The following is an 18,856-nucleotide window of genomic DNA, read 5'->3' as shown; positions in this document are numbered from 1 at the left end:
TACAATCTCATGAAAGGAGGGAAATCAATGTCAAAAGATAAAGATAAAAGAGACAATAAAAAAGCAAAAGGTGAAAAGAAAGAAAAGAAAGAAGAAAAGTAGGAATATTAATTATAAAAGATCCTTAAAGCCTTAAAAAGGCTTTAAGGATCTTTTATTTGAATTCTTCTACGTCCTTTTCCTCAACCGAAAAGAATTCTCCTTCTCTAAGTTGAAAGTGACCTGTACTGTAAGGAACACCTTCTGTTGAAATATATATCTTATCTGCATCATAATAATCTCCGAATGTATTTACTATACTTTTAATTATTTGAGCTTCAAAATTACTTCCGGCATTCATTTCTTCAGTTAATTCATTGGAAAAATCAACTTTTACTGTTCTATTCTTTTTATCAAAATTTATTTTATTTATTGTTGTGTTTTGAGAAATAGGAGATATTAATTTCTCTGAAGGAGGATTCTTAAATCCATTTTCAAATAGTTTTTCTATCCCTTCATTCGTCTTAAATCCAATATCATTTTGAGTATATACAATTTTTTCTCCTGAGTTCAGAATATAATAAAATCTCATATTTTGAACTAAGGGAGCGTTCTCTTCAATTTTTTCAAGAAGAGTTTTTATCTCTGTTTCTCCATCATTATATATGCTTGCAACAAGGCCTATTCCTTTAGCATAATAATCCTTCTCAACTTTATCTTCTCCCATTTGAGTAGTTACTTCCAAAGCTTTAAATTCCCTTAAAGGTGTTTCTATTGCTACATTGGAACCTGTAATGGTTCTTTTAGTTCCATCCGGAAGAGTCCATGAAGCTCCTACATTTAACGGTTCCTTCAATATAACTGTATTTTTTTCTTCATCTACATTCAATAAATTTTCTATATTATAAAATTCCTCTTCCGAATATATTTCTTTTAATTCTCCATCCTTATATTCAAGAATACTTACCATATTGGTTCCCGGATTCAATATTTTCTGCTGTGCTCTGTTATTACCAATATACTCAAAATAAGATTTTTTTTCGGCATATTCATTCCCTTCTCCCGAATAATACATAACTGTATTCTTCTTGAAAGGATAGTAATCCGGTATGTATATTGTTTCTTCTTGAATATTTTCTGCATCTATATTTGAATTATTTTTATTGCTATCAATGCTGCAGCCGGCAGTAATACCAATCATAAAAATCATTGTCCATAAAATAATAATTCTTTTTTTCATAAAATCACTCCTACACATTGTTTTCATATAAATTATTATTGACAATATTTATATATCATTATTCATTTTCTCCGAATTCTTCTCTTTATCCATCATAGCAATAATTATTATTGACAATATCACCAAAAAAGTTCCTATTACCATTCCCAACCCTATTTTTTCTTTTAGTATTATCGCACCTATTATAATACTCACAAGGGGCTCAAGAGTATTAAGAATTGAAGCCTCCGAAGGTCCAATACATCTTACAGCCATTAAAAATAATATAAGGGGTATTGCAGTACAGGCTAAAGATAAAAACAGAGCGCCTACTACTGAGTATAAATTTATATACAAATGAAATTGGCCTGTTATTGTACTAAAAGTAAAAGCACATAAAGATGCCACTAATGTTACATAAAAAATAAGGATAAATGAATTTATATCCTTCAGATCCTTATTAGCGCCCATTAAAACATAAAAAGCATAGGCAAACCCTCCACTCAATGCTAATAAAACGCCTTTTATATTCATTACTCCACTTTTGTTTTCCACTAATAAATATATCCCTATTATAGATAATACTAAAGCTAATCCTTTCCTGAAATTCACCTTTTCTTTATAAATAACTATGGAGAACAGATTGACTACAATTGGGTATACAAAGCTAAGTATCGTAGCAAGTCCCGTAGAAATATACTTATAAGAATTAAATAAAAAGGCTGAAGTTAAAAAATATCCTGCCGATCCCATAAGCATGATAAATAAAAACTGTTTTCTGTTTATCTTTAAACTATACCCATGCTTTTTTATATAGATAAATAAAATAACTGCTGCCCCCAAAAATCTCAACGTCAGAGTAGTAAATGAATTAAGTCCTCCTTTAAAAGCAACTTTAGCAAATAACGGTATAGAGCCTAATAAAAATGATGCAATCACTATAAAAAATATTCCTTTATTTTTTGCCATTTTATCTGTCCTTTCAATTTTCAATATGTACCCTTCATGATTATATCATAAATTGCTCCTAAGCAAAAGCGCATTGGCATATTCATACATTTATCGATTTTTTATTCATATATTATATTAGCATTTATAATCTTAAATCTTTCCAACTTATTTTATATCAAAAAATAGACTTTATATTTTTAATATTATAATTTTCCAATGAAATAAATCCTCCAATAAGATATAATAGTTAAGGTGGGATATTTGTTAAAATAAAGGAGATGATAATTTTGAAAACTATAATATTCGATATGGATGGAGTCATTGTAGACAGCGAACCTTTGCATTTCGAAGTATTTAATAATCTCTTAGGAAAATTCGGCAAAAAAGTTAGCGTGGAAGAACATTCTAAATACATTGGAGTAACTGATTATGACTGCTGGAGTGAATTAAAATATAAGCTTAACATCCCCGTTTCTGTAGAAAAGCTAATAGAAATGTATAAAGAGAATTTCATAGAAAATATAAATGATATTCAAATGGTAGATAATGTTGAAAGTTTTATTAAAAATGTATATAAAGATTATTCCTTAGGATTGGCTTCATCTAATAATCGAAGAAGCGTCGATGCAATAATAACAAAATTTCAATTGGAAAAATATTTTAAAATATTTATAAACGGCGAAGAAGTAAAAAACGGAAAACCCGCCCCTGAAATTTTTCTCAAAGCCGCAAATGAGATGAATGCATCTTATACCGATTGCATAGTAATAGAAGATTCCAATGCGGGAGTAGAAGCTGCAAAGGCTGCAAACATGAAATGTATAGGATATAAAAATCCTAATTCGGGGAATCAAGATCTGTCTAAGGCAGATTTAATAATAAAAAACTTCAATGAATTATCAATAGAAATATTAGAAAGTTTATTTTATGTGTAAATGCACAAATAGTTTTAAGTATTAGCGATTATCATAAATATTTTTCTAAAATATTCTTATTTTAGAAAAATATTTATTAACACTATGCCGATATTTTTCATACTCTATTCTAAGAGGCTTTACTCTTATAATAGGAGGTGCTTATTATATGGATGATATACTAAGTAGAGATGAAAGACGTTGTGGCATAGATAGTTCTTTGTTATTCTTCTTCCTCATATTAGTAATCATTTTCTGTAATTGCGATATGTTTAGAAGATATTAAACTTATATACCATTTAGCGGGGTTTGTCCCCGATTCTTTTTTATCTGTATTAAAATCTAAATAAATTTATAATGTGGTTTTTCCTCTCCAAACAACCAATGCCTTAAATAATCGTAAAAAATTATAGCTGGTAAAGAAAGAAAAAACCATAAAACACTATATTCTAAACATATTTGACCCATCAAATTAAATTTTAAATTACTATAATCCCAAACATTTAATCTCAACCTTACATTCAAAATTAATCCAAATATTAATTCTAATGTTGTTATAACCAAACAAGATACACTCTGCTGTATTAATAAAGATTTTTTAAGTTTGAAATAGTATTCGTTTATTAAACCTACTGATACAAAACATAAGCCGCCTAAAATAAACATTGTAATATGGGAGTGCCCTCTCCATAAAATTTCAATAAAAAAATAGGATATCCCTCCGATTACGAATAAGATTAAATATTTATTCAGTCGTTTCATTTTCTTCATCCTTCACATTATTCAAAATAATGATTTCTTTATATAGTGTGAAGAATTTTTCTTTAAATATTCATAACCCATATAATGGCAAACGGCAATATAAAAGCACTTACTATTTTATTCAGTAAGTGCTTATCAATATAATGCAACTATTTTCCATGCCTTCTATTCCTCCTCTTTCTTACTTAAAAGAGAATATAGGAATTCTCTCTGCCTTTTGGCTTCTTCCAGCCTTTCGGCATTGATTATTTCTACACAATTTTTCAATTCTTCATATCGTGTTTTCCACGTTATAACCTCATCTCTAAGCCTTTTTATTTCATCCTCTAATATTCTGATTTTCTCTTTGTCATTCATGGTTAGCCTCCCTTTCTTCGCTTTCCAAAAATATCTGAATTGCTATTATCCTTCGATCAATCATCTCACCTTATATTTATGTTGTTATTAGAATGTCCTATGATGATTTTAATTCATAATATTTACAAACTAATTCTTATGATAATTGGAGAGATACATCCTGAAATAATAATATAAAGGGATTTCTATTGGAGCGTGTAATATATAATAATCTCTGTTAGGAAATCAGACTGGCACGCAAAGTGGCACGAATGTACCATATTTGAGGGTTATTAAATGAAAATAAAAAAGCCTCACAACCCCATTGGTTGTAAGGTATTCATCATGGTGCACCTTCAGGGACTCGAACCCTGGGCCCACTGATTAAGAGTCAGTTGCTCTACCAACTGAGCTAAAGGTGCAAAACCAAATAACATTACTTATTATACACTCATTTATTATATTTGTCCAGCATTTTAATTTATTTTTTGTTAATTATTTTTCCATAATCCTCTCTTAATATGCCCATGATAATTTCATCATGGTATTCTCTTAAGCGCACTTTTTCTCCACAATACATAACAATAACTCATCTCCATATTTTATTTAATTTTCTTAGCAAGAATTCTCCCATCTTATATAAGTTAGAATAATTCACATATTTTATATGATAAGAATCATAATAAATATAAAAATTTATTTTAATTTCTTAATTACCATATTTGTTTTCCCAGTATGAGGATTTATGTCTAAGCTTTTCTCAAAAGAAATATCATATTTTACATTTTCCATATTCTTCTTCTTAAGAAAATTATCTAATAAGCCTTTTAAATTTTTTATTAATTCTTCCTCATCTGAATTTGAGAACTTTACACATTTTAAGCTAAAAAACGTATCGCTCTTCTGTATAAATTGATAATACTTTATGCCTTTCACATCTATATCATCTAAAAATAGCGGGTGAAGAAAATCAAAATTCCCACTGCTGTTTTTAAACCACATTACTTCCTCTTCTCTTCCTATAATTCTATTTATATGAGTGTAAGGAAGAACCCCTTCTCCATCATAGTTAAAATCCTCAACTATATCATTTAATCTATATCTAATTAGAGGAAAGGTATTATTATAAAATGGAGTAATAACAAGTTTATTATCTTTATCGACCTCTATATAGTTCATATCGTCAAATAAATACATTCCGTCATAATAGCTTGCTCCTGCTCCAATAATAATGGATTCCGTACATCCGTAATAATCTATTATATCCGCATTAAACAATTCTGAGAAATATTTTGAAGTTTCTTTCGTCAAAGGCTCTCCGCCGGTAATAATTTTCTTGGGCCTTAATTTTATTTTCCCTTCTTCTTGAAGATGAGCTGCAATTTTTATACAAGAAGGGTAACCGCCAATATAATTCGGTTTAAAATCGCCGACAATTCTTTGCCATTTTTCTAAAGGTTCAAGAGCACTAACTACTACACTCCTTGATTTATATTTCTTTATACCTTCCAGAGCTAAAGCAGTACATGCATATCCGCTACCTACACTTGCTATATAAAGAGTTCTTATGGGAAAATCAGTCATTCTTATGGAGTTCTTTCCCCCTATACTCAATCTAACAAAATTGGATTCAATTTTGTTTAAAGCTCTTTTCCCATATAAAAAACTACATGGCCTTCCCGTACTTCCGGAAGTATGAACCAAATAATAGTTACCCACCTTGAGCAAGAGTTCATTCCTTTTTAATGCATCATTTAAATATCTCTTTTTTATCTTAAGAGTTGGAATATCAAAAAAATTATTTCTGACTTTTTCCTTATCCATATAAGGAATATCCTTTGGATCAATAGTGTTTAAATGTTCAAACTTTATACCATAACTCGCATAATACCTTCTATAAAAAGTGCTGTTCCTATAGGCATATTTAAGTATATTTCTAAAACATTTATCACTATAATCCATAATTTCATTTCTATCCCATTTATTATGATTATAATACATCCTTCCATATTTAATTAAAGAAATAATAATATCTCCTCCCGTCTAAACACAATTTCATCAAACAGAAAAATCCTCATTCTTTATGAATATATTTTACCACAAAATAAAACCATTAACCCTTCCTCCAAATTATCACTTATGTGAATCTCCCATACCCCAAGAATAAAAACTTCGTATAAAAGTTCAATTAGGAAAACATATAACTCTCCTCATTGAAAATCCTTACATTCTCAGCCACAACGGTATGAGGTTTTGCGGAAGTTTAATGGCAAAATCATAAAAACTGATATTGAATTATTTTTCTATTATTATAATTATATAATCTTCTCTATCAAATATTCTTATAACTCAATCACTTTATCCGGTTTTTCATTTAAAAAGAACACAGACAATGTCCCTGGTCCCGAATGTGCACCTATAGAACAGCACAACATATTAATTATAAACTCTTTGCAGCCAAACTCTTCTTCAATCATTTTCTTTAGCTGCATTGCTCCATTAATATCATCACCATGGTTAATCCCTATAACCTGATTTTTAAGATCCGCACTTTTTCCTCTTTCCTCCATTATCTCCAACATTCTTTTCATTACTTTGTTTCTTCCCCTAATTTTTTCAAATGGAACAATTTTCCCATCATTAAAGACCAATATAGGTTTAATATTTAGTAATCCTCCTATGAATGCCTGAGATCTCCTGACTCTTCCTCCTCTAAAAAGATACTCTATGTCATCAACAGTAAATATGTGTTCGATATGCTTCACATAAAACTCTATAGTTTTGAGTATTTCTGCCTTGACCTTGCCTTCTTTCGCCATCTGAGCCGCCTTATGTACAATAAGTCCAAATCCTAAGGAGGCCGACTTAGAATCCACTATGTCAAGGTCCAGCTCAGGATACTTTCCTTTCATTGTATCTCTTACTATTACAGCAGTTTGATATGTTCCGGAAAGGCCAGAAGAAAATGCTATATATATTGCGCTTTCTTTTTTCTTTGCAATTTCTTCAAACTTTTCTTCAAACATATGAGGCGGAATTTGGGCAGTCTTATAAACCGCTCCATTACGCATATCATCATACATTTCTTTAGGCATTAACGTTGCTCTGTCTAAAAATTCTTTTTCTCCTTTATTTACCACAATAGGTAATATCTCTATGTTATATTCATCTAATATTTCCTCTGGCAGATCACATGCACTATCACTCAATATTTTTATTGTCATTAAACATCCCCCTTTTTAAAGTTATCTTAAGTATATAATACCACTAAAAAGATACATTTAAAATATAAAAAAAGAAAACATGGCATATAAATGATTTTTAATAAATAAATTATACTACAAGAAAAATAAGGGGTGGGTAATATGAAATTTTTCTTTATAAAGAAAAAAACACTTCGTTATGTAATAGGAACAATTGCAGGAATAATTATATTGATTATAATATTTTCCTTATTATTATAATTATAACATAACAAAATCTTACATTTAGAATTGAAGCAGAGCTCCAAACTCTGCTCAATTACTCTTTTCATTTTCTCTAAATTTATAATACTGAAATATTAACTTGTCTAATTTTTGACTAAAATCAAGAATCTTATATTTATCTATTTCACATACCATCAAATTGTTAAGTTCCTCTCTCTTTTTCTCTATTTCCACTTTCAAATTTTCTAAAGTAATTATATTATTCATAAATCTCCATTCCCTTCCAGAATATTAATTGCTACTTGCAATTTTTTCTCCTTTAACAGTATAATTAATTACCTCCCAAATGTCTGGCTCTTCAAAGCCTTTTCTCCAAGAAGAAATTCCTTTTAAATTATATTTTGCTACAAGGTCAGATTTTAGCTTTACAGATTTTTTATCCTCTATCCAAATCCTATATCTCTTCCCAGCCTTTGCATATTCTATATAATTCTGACCATAATTACTTAACCAAACAGGTTTGCAGTCATTCTCCATAATTATTTTATTTACAGCCTTCATAGAAAGTGTTTTTGATTTTACACTTATATTGCCTTTTGTATCTTTTGCTTCCTCCCATTGCCTTGTATAAAATGGAATTCCCAATATAAGCTTTTCTCCTGGAATTCCGGACTTAATAGTATCTGTTATGCCTTTGGTTACCCAATTAATAGATGCTACCGGACCGCTTAATTTACTATCTCCGGGAGTTTCATCGTAAGCCATTAACATGCAATAGTCTACAATTTTGCCCAATTTTTGCCTGTCATAAAATTTAGACCATGTAGGACTTGCAGATGGAACAGTTATATCTATGGAAACTGAAATATTTTGCTGTTTTAAAGTTTGCGTAAGTTCAGAAATAAAATTTGTGAACCTATCCTTATCTTCATAATACACATTTTCAAAATCAATATTTATGCCATCCAAATTGTATATGCTCGAATATATCAATAACTGATTTATAATATTTTTCTTAGCATCAGAACTTTTTAATATTTTGCTGGTTAACTCCTTATCAAAATTATTGTCTATTAATGCCCAAACTTTATAGCCCTTGTTATGAGCATTTTCCACATATTTATAATCTCCTTTATTCAAAATATATCCTTTGTCATTTATCACGGAAAACCAAGTAGGGACTATAACATCCAGTCCGTCTATTTTATCTTCATCACCAGTATCTGGAGTCATATCTGTTATCTGATCCCATACAATATTTATTTTCCCTTTGGGAGAATAGTTTTCTCTTAGAGTATTAAGTTTTAAATCATTATTGTAAACTTCCCATCCTAATTGAAGTTCATCTTTTTTTATAAAGCCAACTTCTCCTTGCTTTGTCCTAACTTTGTAATCATTTCCCTTTTCATCAAAAATAAATACCTTTTCTCCTTTATTTATATATCTTATAGTTGGAATATAAAAGAAAAATTTATTGTAAGGGGACTTTAATTTTGTCTTATTAACAGTTTTCCCTATCATTTGCTTGTCCTTTATTTTGTCTAAAATCAGAATATTTGAATCCTTTATATAAGAAGAGCTTATTCCCAATATTTTTTCTATACCCTTAATATTTATGTAATTTACACCATCTATATTTTGGATTGGAAAATTTAATGATACTCCGTCCTTTATTCTATTAGAAAGCGTAAAATTTTCCAAAGTAAAAGCAGGTTTTTGTATAACTATATGTAACCTGTTCTCTTCTTCCTTTATTGAAATATCGTTATCAAAATACTTCTTCAGTATCTCAACAGGAATAAATATTCCCTTAGAATTTACTATAGAAAGTCGTTCCCCTTCTTCATTGCCCTCTACTACCAATTTACTCTTTAAAATATCCTTCTGTTTAATATTTTCTGCACTTGTCAAGCTCAATACGAAAAAATTAAGAATTAAAGCTAAAAACATTATCAAAGTGACAATATTTTTACTTTTTTTCATCTATCTACCCTCCTTCTAATCTTATTCCTTTTTTAATTATATCAGTTTAATAATAATATTCCATATTAATTTTTTTCCTTTTATCTACAATAATGTTTAAGAATTATTATAATATCTAATTTTAGTTAATTATAAATGTTATTTTTTATTTTTTATAAAAATGTAGTATAATAATGTCAAAAGGAGCGGAGGTGGAAAAATGTCGAAAATATTAAATAGATTTTTAAAATATGTAAGTTATGAAACTACTTCTAATGAAGAATCTAAAACAGTTCCAAGTTCTAAAGAACAATTAGAGTTTGGAAAATATTTAGAACAAGAATTGAAGGATTTAGGCCTTTCTTCTGTTGTGTTCGATGACAAAGGATATCTATATGCAACTCTGCCATCAAATATTGATAAAACTGTTCCAACCATAGGATTTATTGCTCATATGGATACCAGCCCGGACATGTCGGGGAAAAATGTAAAACCAAAAATAATAAAAAATTATGACGGCAATAATATCCTGCTAAATAAGGATTTAAATATTATCCTTTCTCCTGAAGATTTCCCTGAAATAAAAGATTACATAGGAAAGGATATCATCACAACTGACGGAACTACTTTATTAGGTGCTGACGATAAAGCAGGAATTGCTGAAATCGTAACAGCAATGGAATTTTTAATTGAAAATCCCAAAATTCCTCATGGCGAAATTAAAATAGGGTTCACTCCCGATGAAGAAATAGGAAGAGGTGCAGATTATTTCGATGTAAAAAAATTCGGGGCTGATTTTGCCTATACCGTTGATGGAGGAAAAATAGGAGAATTGGAGTATGAAAACTTTAACGGGGCAGAAGTAAAAATAATTATAAATGGCAGAAATGTTCATCCCGGTTCTGCTAAAAATAAAATGGTTAATTCAATGATTATAGCCATGGAATTGAATTCCCTTCTGCCTGTAAGCGAAAGACCGGAGTATACCGAAAAATATGAAGGGTTTTACCATATTACCAAAATAAATGGAAATGTGGAACAAACGGTCATTAATTATATCATCAGAGACCATAATAGGGAAAAATTCGAACAGAAGAAGAATTTATTTAAAAAAATAGTTGATTTTATGAATGAAAAATATGGTAATATTATTGTTATGGAATATAAAGATCAATACTATAATATGAAAGAAAAAATAGAACCTGTGATGTATGTTGTTGACATAGCAAAAAATGCCATGAAAGAAGTATCTGTAACTCCCTCCATTATTCCTATTAGGGGTGGTACAGACGGAGCAATGTTGTCCTTTAAGGGATTGCCTTGTCCTAACATCTTTACCGGCGGACATAATTTTCATGGAAAATTTGAATATGTACCTGTATTTGCCATGAATAAGGCTGTTGAAACAATAATTAAAATAGCAGATTTAACCAAAGAAATATCCTTAGCCTAAGCTGAGGATATTTTTATATTACAATTTTTTTTCTTCTCCTAATTAAATGATCTATAAAAGTAACAAATCCTGTAATTAAAATTTTCAAATAATAGTTTATAGCTCTCCATAGAATTAAGGAATGTAATATTAAGTTCTTGGTAAATATTGGCTTAAACAAGAGGTAATACCCTCCTTCCGAAGCACCTATACTCCCCGGAGTCGGCATAAAAACCGCCACCAAATATACAATAGACTGAACGGCTATAACATCCAGATATGCTGCTTTTCTAAGGTGCATGGATAAATAAACAAAATAAGTTACACTTAAATCAAAAGTTATCTGAATTGTTGAAAGTAAGAAAAGCCCCAAATTATTATTTCTGTTTCTTTTAATTTTTTCCGCACTAATTTCATATTCTTCCACGAACTTTTCTATCTTGTATTTATATTTCTCTAAATTTTTCATAATTTTGATCTTACTTAAAAATTTATATAAAGTTAAAACTATGGGTTTTATCCAACTTGGCTTATAAAATAATAAAGTTATACCTATCAGTACTACTACATATAAGAATAATCCAAATATTGCAAAAGGCAACACTGATTTTGCATTAACGGATACAAAATTAAATTTGAAAATAAACATTATTAAATAGTAAAGCGTTACTGCTGCTTGGTATATTACGAATTTATTAAATAATATAAGAGAACTTTTTGATACCGGTATGGAATCCTTAGACATCAAATATATCTGCGCTGGTTGTCCTCCCGCAGAAAAGGGAGTAATAGCACTATAATACTGCCCAACTAACGAAAATCTAAAAGATTTTAAAAATTTTACCTTGCCATAAATCTTGTTAGTTAAAACATTTAATATAATTCCGTCTAAAGCCCAGTTTCCAAACATCAGCAATACGGCCACAATCAAATATTTAGTATTAGCAGCAATTATTACTTCAGGAAAGTCTTTTAAATCTTTATTAATAAATATAAATATTAAAAAAAAAGCTATAACCAATACTAAAGATACATTATTCCTTCTATTCTTATTCATGGCATTTCATCCTTTAATTTAATAGAATTTATATGTTATGTTATATTATAACACTGTTTTATATTATTTACAAAGGGATTTCTTCTCTTCAATGTAATTCTTAACTAAATTTAAATATCCATCTTGTATGGCCTTTATTAAATTATTGTCTACGGAACTATATTTCTTATCATCTATAGAAGATATAGGCAGTACATTTACTGAAGTACCGGACATAAAGCCTCCGTCTATTTTATCTAAATCCTTTATATTGATATTTTCTTCCACGACATCAATATTTAATTCTTTACAAACATTTATTATATGTTTTCTCGTGACTCCTAAAAGGACCTCTCCTTTAGGAGCTGTAAACACTTTTTCCCCTCTTACAAAGAACATATTAGACCTGCTTCCTTCGGTAATATATCCTTCTTTATTTACCAGAAGAGCTTCAAATGCATTCATTTCTTTTATCTTTTTATTAACTTCATCTTTGAATGAAACATTCAACACCTTAGCATTAGGATTTTTTCTTTCATAATGATAAAGTATTGTATGTATTCCTTCTCTATATACCTTTTCATCAGGGTAGTAACTTTCAATAAAATACGCTAAAAATGTCTCCTTCTTTCCTTCTTCATAGGCCGAAAGAAGTTTTACATTTAAATTCTTTACATTATTCGCTTCTATTAACTTCTTAATGTCCCCTATTATTTCCTGATCTTTTCTGAATATAGTTTTACCCACTATTTCCGCAGATCTTCTCATTCTTTTCACATGCTCCTCAAAAAAAAGGGGTATTCCGTCCATTATTCTGATAACTTCATATATGGGAGAAATTTTTATAGTATCAAATACTCTCATATCATCGGTAGATATTATTTCTCCATTAATAATAAAGTAATTCTTTATTGCTTCCTTGTTCATAGTTTAAAATCCCCCTTACAATTTCTAATTTTTATTCTTCTATATCCTTGATATTTTGTAATATTATATCTCTTTTAATCTTAAGCAAATTATTATTTCCAACATTTATTGCCTCTTTCATATCCTGAAGAGACAGTACTAATTTTTCAAATATCTTCATTTTTTTTTGATCATCCTCAATTTTTTGTCTTAAACCCGCAGTATATTCTTCAGTCATATCCAGAAGATCCTTTGCCTTTTCCAATTCATTATTTTCTCCCGCAAGATAGCTTTGATACACATAATACTTTATTCTTGATGTTTCTCCTCTGAATTCATCTTTATAAAGCTCTAAAAAAGGAGAAAAATCAAACAGCGCCTTACTCCCATAATTAATTATATCTTTATTTTCTCTGTTTTCTACAGCAACGGTAAGGCCATTGAGACTATTTTTAAATTTTAAAATATATTCACTCGTAGCTCCACGTTCCATTATTTCTTTTTCATACTTGTTCCAAGATTCATGGCTATCCTTTATTTTGGAATTTATCTCTTCCCAGGCTTTTTTTATCTCTTCTTTCTTTTTTTCCTTCTCCTTAAGTATATCTGCTTCAATCAAACTTGTACTTTCATTAAAAGTTGCTGAAAGTTTTCCTGCTTTTTCTACATCTATTATTATATCATTAATATTCTCAACAATTCTATATAAACCTTCAGAAGCTTTATCGCTTTTTTTATAAGTTGTAGGTTTTTGATTTTGCCTAACTTGACAAGAAGTAGAACTAACAATTATAATCATTAAAATTAAAACAATAAAACCTTTTTTCATAGTCACCACCTCATTATTTATTATTTCCAAAGGCGGTTATTTTATGTTACAAAATAGGTGAAAGTAATCTCGATATGGATTCTTTAAATTTTATGATAAAGGATCTTTTCTCGTATTCTTCCATGGTTATTTCCTTGCAAAAATTCAAATCATCAATAAATTTATCTGTTATTTTTTTATTTATTTCTTCATCGTACATAAATGCATTTACTTCAAAATTCAGCTCGAAACTTCTTATGTCTAAATTTGCACTACCTACAGAGGAGAGTACATCATCCGAAATAACTACTTTACTATGAATAAAACCGTTATTGTATATATAAAATCTCACTCCTGCTTTTAAAAGCTCCCCCATATATGATAAACTTGCCCAATACACAAAGGGATGGTCTGGTTTCGACGGAATTATAATTCTTACATCTATCCCAGACAATGCAGCAATTTTTAAAGATTCCAATATACTATCATCGGGAATAAAATAGGGAGTCTGAATATAAACTTTTTGTCTTGCATTACTAATCATTTTAAAATATCCGTCTTTAATACTGCTCCATTTAGAATCAGGACCGCTTGATACTATTTGAATACTGGTTTTCCCCTTTGGTTCTAATTCAGGAAAATATTTCCTGTCAAACTGGAATTCTTCTTTAGAAGCAAATCTCCAATCAAGTAAGAATCTCCATTCAAGTCCTGTAATAGCTTCTCCCTCTATTTTTAAATGAGTATCCCTCCAAAATCCAAATCTCTTTGAAAGCCCCAGATATTCATCTCCGATATTAAATCCTCCTATAAAAGCTTCTTTTCCGTCGATAATACAAATTTTTCTGTGATTTCTATAATTAATTCTCAGATTAAGCAAACCAAAAGACGGAAAAAATACTGCTATTTTTCCTCCCCCATCAACTAATTCTTTCCCGAAATCCTTAGGAAGATGTCTTCCTCCCATTCCGTCGTACAGAAGTTTCACTTCAACTCCGGCTTTCGCCTTATCGGTAAGAATCTTCATTATCTTTTTACCGATATTATCATTTCTTATAATATAATATTCCATATGAATAAATTCTTCTGCCTTTTCCAAACTATCTATCAGTGCCTTAAATTTATCTTGCCCGCTAAAATATACTTCCACTTTATTATTCTGAAAATAAATAGATTCGCTGGCAGCAAGATGATATTGAATTAAATCCTGATGCTCCTTAATTTCAGGATCATCAAAATTTAGCTGATTCCTTTGAATATTCCTTTCCTGATTTCTCACAAGATCTCTGATATATTTATCCTCCTCTTCCTTTAACTTAAACATATTTCTCTTTTTTAAATCCTGCCCAGCAAGCAAATAAAATATAAATCCAATACCAGGAAGAAAGAAAAATATCATCAACCATAACCAAGTTGACTTTGGATCTCTTCTTTCAAAAAAAACTACCAATATAGCCAGCAAAATATTAATCCATAATATATTTTTTAATATCCATATTATTATAGATATTACTGTAGATATAAAGTTTTCCACATCATCCCCTCCCTCTCGCTTTTATTCATGGCAATATTTAGTATATACCCAACCAAAATATAAAAAAAGGCTTTTGTTAAAAAAATAATATATTGAGGAAGCCTTTTTTTAAACCCATTTATGGAAAGCTTACATTAAGGTATATTATGATTTACCTATGGGTTATAAAAAATAAGGAACATTAAAAAATGTTCCTTATTTTTTATTTTTTTGAGATTTATACCTTAATGAACTGTTTAATATTCTTTTTCTTATTCTTAAACTTTTCGGAGTTATTTCTATGAGTTCATCATCTTCTATAAATTCCAAAGCTTCTTCCAAAGACATAATATCCGGAGGAGACAATTTTAATGCATCATCTGAATTAGACGATCTTATATTGGTTTGTTGTTTTTTTCTGCAAACATTAACTTCTATATCGTTTCCCTTAGGATTCGCGCCTACGACCATTCCTTCATAAACTTTCTCAGCCGGCTGTAAAAACAAAACTCCCCTTTCCTGAGCAGAATATAAACCGTATCCCGTAGCTTCTCCGGTTTCACATGCAATAAGGGATCCCTGACTTCTTCTGGGAATATCTCCCTTATATGGTTCATATCCCTTAAACACGGAATTCATTATTCCATTGCCTTTGGTATCGGTCATAAACTCCTGTCTATAACCTATAAGCCCTCTTGCCGGAATGAAAAACTCCAACCTCGCATATCCTCCGTTGGATTCCTTCATATTAACAAGTTCTCCCTTTCTTCTTCCCAGCTTCTCTATGACTATTCCTATAAAATCCTCAGGAACATCAATTGTTACATTTTCTATAGGTTCATTCTTCTTTCCGTTTATGGTTTTAAACAAAACTTCCGGTTTGGATACTTGAAACTCGTATCCCTCTCTTCTCATGGTCTCAATCAGCACCGATAAATGAAGTTCTCCTCTTCCCGAAACCTTAAAGGCATCTGTAGAATCCGTTTCTTCGACTCTTAAACTCATATCCGTCTGTATTTCTTTAAAAAGCCTGTTTCTCAAATGTCTCGAGGTAACAAATTTTCCTTCCTGCCCTGCGAAGGGACTGTCATTTACGGAAAAAGTCATTGATATGGTGGGCTCGGAAATTTTTACAAAGGGAAGAGGTTCCGGATTATCCACATCACATATGGTATCACCTATGTGTATTCCTTCGACTCCCGTTACGGCAACAATACTGCCCATCTTTGCTTCCTCTACTTCTACCCTTTCCAGTCCTTCAAATTCATATATTTTAGTTATCCTGACTTTTCTTCTCTTATCCTTATCTTCATAATTTACTATAACTGCATCTTGATTTACTCTGATGTTACCTCTGTCAATTTTGCCTATCCCTATTCTCCCTACATAATCATTATAATCTATAGTGGATATTAATACCTGAAGAGGTCCATCATAGTCTCCGACCGGTGCGGGAATATACCTGATTATGGTTTCAAACAAATCCGTCATATCCTTTTTTTCTTCATTAAGGTCAAGAGTCGAAGAGCCTGTTTTAGCCGAAGCAAATACAACAGGATAATCACACTGATTTTCATCTGCTCCCAGATCAATAAACAAATCCAAAACTTCATCTACTACTTCCTTAGGCCTTGCATCGGGTCTGTCAATTTTATTGATACATACTATTACCGGCAATTTAAGGTCTAAAGCTTTTTTTAACACAAACTTGGTTTGAGGCATTGGTCCTTCAAAAGCATCTACAAGAAGTACTATTCCATTTACCATCTTTAATATTCTTTCCACTTCTCCGCCAAAATCCGCATGTCCGGGAGTATCCACAATATTTATTTTAATGTCCTTATAATAAATGGCTGTATTTTTGGACAGTATAGTTATTCCTCTTTCTCTTTCAATGTCATTAGAATCCATTACCCTCTCTCTTACCACTTGGTTTGCTCTGAATATTCCGCTTTGTTTGAGTAGAGCATCGACTAATGTAGTTTTTCCATGATCCACATGGGCAACTATGGCGACATTTCTTACATCGTTTCTCGTTTCCTTCATACTTTTTACCACTTCCTAATATTTTAAGAATTTATCAACAGAATTAATTTTACCACAAATCACAAAAAAATCAACAAAACAATAAAACAAACACAAATATACCTAAGATTTATTCCTTTTTCGATTAAAATCTTAGGTATATTTAAAATAACTATTGGATTTTATGTTTTTTGTGAGTTATGCTTCTGCTTTTTGTGTATAAACAACATCCTTTTTTATTAAGGATAATATTATTCCTCCTACTATCGTCCCTATTAATATTGACAAAATATAAAGGAATAGTTTGCCAACAGCATTAGGAATAAAGAATACAAATATTCCCCCATGAGGCACTGTTAAGGTACAGCCAAATGCCATGGACAATGCTCCAGATATAGCAGAACCTATCATTATAGACGGTATTACCCTAAAGGGGTCTCCTGCAGCAAAAGGAATGGCTCCCTCCGTTATAAATGATGCTCCTAAAGCCCATGCGGCTTTACCGGCTTCTTTCTCCTGAACCGTATATTTGTTTTTAGCCAAAACTGTTGAAAAAGCCACCGCCAAAGGCGGAACCATACCCGCAGCCATCACTGCGGCCATTACCGCGGAAGGTTCTCCTGAAGATAAAGTGGCAACCCCAAAAGTGTATGCAGCCTTGTTCAATGGACCACCCATATCAAAAGCCATCATTAATCCTATTATAGTCCCTAATAATATAGCATTGATTCCCGTCAACCTGCTCAACCATCCTGTTAATCCGTCATTTATGGCCTTAACGGGATTCCCAAGTATATAAATCATTATAAGTCCGACTATCGCAGTAGAAAGTACAGGGAGTATCAAAACAGGCATTAATCCTTCAAAATTTTTCGGAAGTTTTATAATCTTCTTTAAATAATAAACAGTATATCCGGCTAAAAATCCTGCAAGAAGTCCACCCAGAAATCCTGCTCCTATATTATTAGCTAAATATCCGCCTACCATGCCTGGTACCAATCCAGGTCTGTCTGCAATGGAATATGCTATATATCCCGACAATATAGGTATCAAAAAACTAAATGCTCCGTCAGCTCCAATTTTTCGGAAAGCCGCTGCCAGGGAACCTTCATTTTCATAGGCATTTATCCCAAAGGCAAATGATATCGCAATTAATATACCTCCTGCTACTACAAAAGGAATCATAAAAGATACCCCGTTCATTAAGTGCTTATATACGCCTTTTTTTTGCTCTTTATTAGGCATATCAACTTTAGAATATTCTTCATCGTCAACAAAAACTTCTTTAGTTTTCAGTGCCCTTTTTATTAATCCTTTAGAATTTTTAATTGCATCCATTGTAGATACTTCAATAACGGGTTTCCCTTTAAATCTGCTTTTATCCACACTATTATCGGCAGCTATTATTACAGCAATTGCTTCTCTTAAATCTTTATCATTTATAACGTTTTCCGCTCCTACAGAACCTTGAGTTTCTATTTTAATCTCATACCCCATTTCCTTAGCTGCCATCTGCAATGCCTCTGCAGCCATATAAGTATGTGCTATCCCAGTAGGACAAGATGTTATCGCTACTAACTTCATA

At 30.7% G+C, this 18,856-nt stretch carries 16 protein-coding genes and 1 tRNA gene; 2 read left to right on the top strand and 15 right to left on the bottom strand.

Going from position 1 to position 18,856, the window contains the following annotated elements; translation table 11 throughout:
* Positions 1–154: 154 nt before the first annotated feature.
* Positions 155–1,219: a GerMN domain-containing protein gene (locus PP176A_RS08045; RefSeq protein ID WP_071139955.1), complete on the bottom strand. Its 1,065-nt coding sequence runs from the start codon at positions 1,217–1,219 to the stop codon at positions 155–157.
* 48 nt (positions 1,220–1,267) lie between these two features.
* Positions 1,268–2,191 carry a DMT family transporter gene (locus tag PP176A_RS08040; protein WP_083381860.1) on the bottom strand — a complete coding sequence of 308 codons (924 nt, stop codon included), beginning with the start codon at positions 2,189–2,191 and terminating at the stop codon, positions 1,268–1,270.
* Between the two features lie 245 nt (positions 2,192–2,436).
* Between PP176A_RS08040 and PP176A_RS08035 the strand changes: the two genes are divergently transcribed.
* A complete protein-coding gene (locus PP176A_RS08035; RefSeq protein ID WP_083381859.1) occupies positions 2,437–3,084 on the top strand; it encodes an HAD family hydrolase in 648 nt (215 codons plus the stop codon).
* Positions 3,085–3,405: 321 nt separating this feature from the next.
* On the opposite strand, the gene PP176A_RS16755 is transcribed toward PP176A_RS08035, so the two are convergent.
* The 7 genes from PP176A_RS16755 to PP176A_RS08005 form a co-directional block, all read right to left on the bottom strand.
* On the bottom strand, positions 3,406–3,729 hold the full coding sequence (locus PP176A_RS16755) for a putative ABC transporter permease (protein WP_373419509.1): 324 nt from the start codon (positions 3,727–3,729) through the stop codon (positions 3,406–3,408).
* Positions 3,730–3,990: 261 nt separating this feature from the next.
* Positions 3,991–4,182, bottom strand: a complete 192-nt coding sequence (locus PP176A_RS08025; protein WP_071139953.1) for a hypothetical protein — start codon at positions 4,180–4,182, stop codon at positions 3,991–3,993.
* Between the two features lie 325 nt (positions 4,183–4,507).
* Positions 4,508–4,583 (bottom strand) — tRNA-Lys (locus tag PP176A_RS08020).
* A gap of 274 nt (positions 4,584–4,857) precedes the next feature.
* Positions 4,858–6,162: a phenylacetate--CoA ligase family protein gene (locus PP176A_RS08015; RefSeq protein WP_143037664.1), complete on the bottom strand. Its 1,305-nt coding sequence runs from the start codon at positions 6,160–6,162 to the stop codon at positions 4,858–4,860.
* A gap of 341 nt (positions 6,163–6,503) precedes the next feature.
* The gene (locus PP176A_RS08010) at positions 6,504–7,385 is read right to left on the bottom strand and encodes a DegV family protein (protein ID WP_071139951.1); all 882 of its coding nucleotides are present in this window, start codon (positions 7,383–7,385) and stop codon (positions 6,504–6,506) included.
* Between the two features lie 294 nt (positions 7,386–7,679).
* The gene (locus PP176A_RS15885) at positions 7,680–7,856 is read right to left on the bottom strand and encodes an aspartyl-phosphate phosphatase Spo0E family protein (protein ID WP_083381858.1); all 177 of its coding nucleotides are present in this window, start codon (positions 7,854–7,856) and stop codon (positions 7,680–7,682) included.
* Between the two features lie 24 nt (positions 7,857–7,880).
* Positions 7,881–9,572: a glycosyl hydrolase family 18 protein gene (locus tag PP176A_RS08005; protein WP_071139950.1), complete on the bottom strand. Its 1,692-nt coding sequence runs from the start codon at positions 9,570–9,572 to the stop codon at positions 7,881–7,883.
* Positions 9,573–9,771: 199 nt separating this feature from the next.
* Between PP176A_RS08005 and pepT the strand changes: the two genes are divergently transcribed.
* Positions 9,772–11,004, top strand: a complete 1,233-nt coding sequence (gene pepT / locus PP176A_RS08000) for a peptidase T (RefSeq protein ID WP_071139949.1) — start codon at positions 9,772–9,774, stop codon at positions 11,002–11,004.
* 13 nt (positions 11,005–11,017) lie between these two features.
* Here the strand turns inward: pepT and PP176A_RS07995 are convergent, their stop codons facing one another.
* The 6 genes from PP176A_RS07995 to PP176A_RS07970 form a co-directional block, all read right to left on the bottom strand.
* Positions 11,018–12,040, bottom strand: coding sequence for a lysylphosphatidylglycerol synthase transmembrane domain-containing protein (locus PP176A_RS07995; RefSeq protein WP_071139948.1), 1,023 nt, complete (start codon positions 12,038–12,040; stop codon positions 11,018–11,020).
* Positions 12,041–12,103: 63 nt separating this feature from the next.
* Positions 12,104–12,946 carry an aminotransferase class IV gene (locus PP176A_RS07990; protein ID WP_071139947.1) on the bottom strand — a complete coding sequence of 281 codons (843 nt, stop codon included), beginning with the start codon at positions 12,944–12,946 and terminating at the stop codon, positions 12,104–12,106.
* Positions 12,947–12,977: 31 nt separating this feature from the next.
* Complete coding sequence (locus PP176A_RS07985) at positions 12,978–13,754, bottom strand: hypothetical protein (RefSeq protein WP_071139946.1); 777 nt, start codon at positions 13,752–13,754, stop codon at positions 12,978–12,980.
* 46 nt (positions 13,755–13,800) lie between these two features.
* The gene (gene cls, locus PP176A_RS07980; protein ID WP_234958881.1) at positions 13,801–15,267 is read right to left on the bottom strand and encodes a cardiolipin synthase; all 1,467 of its coding nucleotides are present in this window, start codon (positions 15,265–15,267) and stop codon (positions 13,801–13,803) included.
* A gap of 195 nt (positions 15,268–15,462) precedes the next feature.
* On the bottom strand, positions 15,463–17,292 hold the full coding sequence (gene typA / locus PP176A_RS07975) for a translational GTPase TypA (protein ID WP_071139945.1): 1,830 nt from the start codon (positions 17,290–17,292) through the stop codon (positions 15,463–15,465).
* A 177-nt stretch (positions 17,293–17,469) separates the two neighbouring features.
* Positions 17,470–18,855 carry a PTS fructose transporter subunit IIC gene (locus PP176A_RS07970; RefSeq protein ID WP_071139944.1) on the bottom strand — a complete coding sequence of 462 codons (1,386 nt, stop codon included), beginning with the start codon at positions 18,853–18,855 and terminating at the stop codon, positions 17,470–17,472.
* Position 18,856 lies beyond the last annotated feature (1 nt).

It is taken from the genome of Sporanaerobacter sp. PP17-6a (assembly GCF_900095615.1).
Taxonomy (GTDB): domain Bacteria; phylum Bacillota; class Clostridia; order Tissierellales; family Acidilutibacteraceae; genus Acidilutibacter; species Acidilutibacter cellobiosedens.
Note: the sequence above shows the minus strand (reverse complement) of the source record. Positions and strands in the feature narration are given on the sequence as shown.